Origin of the sequence: Paeniglutamicibacter gangotriensis Lz1y (assembly GCF_000348945.1) — a bacterium.
In the GTDB taxonomy this organism is placed as follows: domain Bacteria; phylum Actinomycetota; class Actinomycetes; order Actinomycetales; family Micrococcaceae; genus Paeniglutamicibacter; species Paeniglutamicibacter gangotriensis.
Window position 1 is genome coordinate 1 of the sequence record NZ_AOCK01000020.1, and the last position, 2,394, is coordinate 2,394.

2 protein-coding genes are annotated in these 2,394 nt (G+C 60.3%); one reads left to right on the forward strand and one right to left on the reverse strand.

Annotated features, from left to right (window positions below):
* Nucleotides 1-151 precede the first annotated feature (151 nt).
* The gene (locus ADIAG_RS19730; protein ID WP_007273225.1) at nucleotides 152-658 is read right to left on the reverse strand and encodes a hypothetical protein; all 507 of its coding nucleotides are present in this window, start codon (nucleotides 656-658) and stop codon (nucleotides 152-154) included.
* 361 nt (nucleotides 659-1,019) lie between these two features.
* Here ADIAG_RS19730 and ADIAG_RS19735 point away from each other — a divergent pair, with 361 nt between their 5' ends.
* Nucleotides 1,020-2,288 (forward strand): MFS transporter, encoded by a 1,269-nt coding sequence (locus ADIAG_RS19735; protein WP_007273226.1) that lies wholly within the window; start codon nucleotides 1,020-1,022, stop codon nucleotides 2,286-2,288.
* The last annotated feature ends 106 nt before the right edge of the window (nucleotides 2,289-2,394 follow it).

A 2,394-nucleotide genomic window follows, 5' to 3' on the forward strand; every position in this document is an offset into this window, starting at 1 on the left:
AAGGTTCCTTCACCGTACGCACGAACGTGTGCGGATGGCTCCGGGCAATTCAGAATGCGCTGGAACTGAGGTTGCCCTCGGGGCCAGGCGATGGCCGAAACCGGTTGCTTCCACCTGAGTCCGGGTGCCCTCGGACCGGCACGATGATGGCCTAGGCTGCTTGACGGACCACTGCATCCCGCTTGTCCAAAAAGCGCAGGATTCCCTTGAGGGATGCAGCCGCAATGACGAAGCACATGACGATAAAGACAGCTCCAGTGACCAGGCCACCTGGCAGCTCCTTTCCCATGATCCAAACCACGAAGAACGCCGGGAGAATCCCTGCGATGGCTGCTCCTGCCCCGGCTGCCATCGCTTGCCGATTCTCCAACGATGCTGGCCGCTTCCGGTCTTGGATGGACAGTGCGATGTATGAACCCGTGCCGGGGATAAGTCCCAGGAACGTCCCGCACACGGTGCCGTAAATGATGGGCATCGATGCGTAACCCACGGGGCCACCCCAACCGCTGAATCCATCGGGATCGCCTGAACTGGCGAGGATATCGGGCAGCACCAAAAGACCGCCACCGAGGGCTCCCATGATGGCTCCTGCAAGCAAGGCCAGGATGAGCATGGGGATGAACAACGTAGAAGGTTTTTGCGCAGGGACAGGAGCCATGAGCAAATCCTAAGCTTTGGTTCCGGGATTCCTGCATCGGCTTCGCCTGGCGCGTCATCACTGAGCTACGTGAATCAGAGGCACAATCCAGCCCGCATATCGCAGATCCACTACACCAGCACTAATGGAATGTGGAATCCCAGTCACTCAAACAATCCCGGTCAGGGTTCCCAAGTGGGAACCTACGTTGCCGGCGACTCGCGGACCCCGACAAAGCCCAGTCAAGAACATGTTCGCGTCTTCCAGACAGCTCGTGTAGATCCGGAATTATTTTTGATGCCGCGCTAGACTAACTGCTTTGCACGGGAATCCCTCAGGCTTCCTGGTCACCCCAGCCAACAGGAGAGAGCACAGCCGCCATATGAAGAACGCGTCATCGCTTCGACAAAAGTCGGTTGTCCCGCTCGTCGCCTTGGTTCTCATTTCCTCGCTGGCCATCGTCGGGGACGAAGCGGCGTCCATGTCAATGGTGCTCACCGCCGTCGACCAGGGGCAACCCTGGATGGTTACGTGGTTCTCATTATCCTTGGCGATCCCTGCGATGATCCTGGCCCCCTTTGGAGGAGCGATCGTCGATCGCTACGATCCCCGGAAGATCTGGGTCGCTTGCCTAGCCCTCCAGAGCCTCTGCATCGGCATCGCCTCGCTGCAGGATGACTTCTGGTCCCGCGTCGCGCTGCTGGCCGCCTCGAATGTCATCAACATCCTTTCCAGTAGCGCCGCCTTCGCGTTGCTGCCTTCGCTGATTGGCTCCGTCCGCATCGAACGGGCAAACTCGCTGATGGCAATTGGCTCGTCCCTGGCCTACATGGTTGGACCTGCCCTGTCTGCCTGGCTGTTCGACATTGTCGGCGCATCACTGATGCTGGGCGTCAATGCCGGAACCACCGCAATACTCGCCGCTACGGCCTTAATGCTGGTGTTGCGTGTCGACCGCCCTGAATCCACCGAAGACGATTCCTGGAACCTCTTCGGCGGTGTGCGCGACGGCTGGCAGGCCATCCGCTCCTCCCCTGTTGTCGCGGCCACGATGCCGCTGCTGATCCTCATCATGATCAGCACCTCCATCGAAGCCGTCGCGGGCGTGTTCTGGCTGAGGCAAATCTCTGGAACCGACACACTCTACGGCTTGGTCCTCTCGTGTTGGGCCGTAGGGTCGATCATCGGCGCCTACCTGGCCGGCACCAAGCGCCTGGCACCTCGCACCATGCTGCTCATCGTGGGCGGCGGCCTATGCATGGCACTGGCGATATTGACCGAAGGCTTGGTTCCGATCGCGATCATCATCGCTGGGGCCTTCGTCATCGGCGGCCTTGGCAACGGAACGCACAACGTCGGGGTCCGAAACTTGATCTTCCAGCAGATCCCCAAGGCCCACATCGGAAGCGCCTGGGCCTACTACCGCATGCTCACCAGCGCCTCCGTGGCCATCGGCTACATCGTCGGCACCCCCCGCACACCCGGAGACGCCCAAGGCATGGTGGTCATTGCCGGCGTCTGTGCGCTGCTCGGTGTCCTGGTCGCCATTATTGCCCTGCGCTTGCTCCGACTCCGACGAAGAAACACCACTACACAGGAAACGCCCGCCCCGGAAGACCGAGCCGATCCGTCCACAACAATTTCCAACTAATCAAGAGCCCCATTATCCGTGAAAAGCACGAGGGCTGGATCGCAGAAGCCCCGTTTCGCCTCTCGCGCTGAAGTTTCGAAAAATCTGTCCCGCAGAGCGTTCCCCC

Coding starts and splice junctions, on each gene's coding strand:
- ADIAG_RS19730 (WP_007273225.1), bottom strand. CDS start 658: ATGGCTCCTGTCCCTGCGCAAAAACCTTCTACGTTGTTCATCCCCATG.
- ADIAG_RS19735 (WP_007273226.1), top strand. CDS start 1,020: ATGAAGAACGCGTCATCGCTTCGACAAAAGTCGGTTGTCCCGCTCGTC.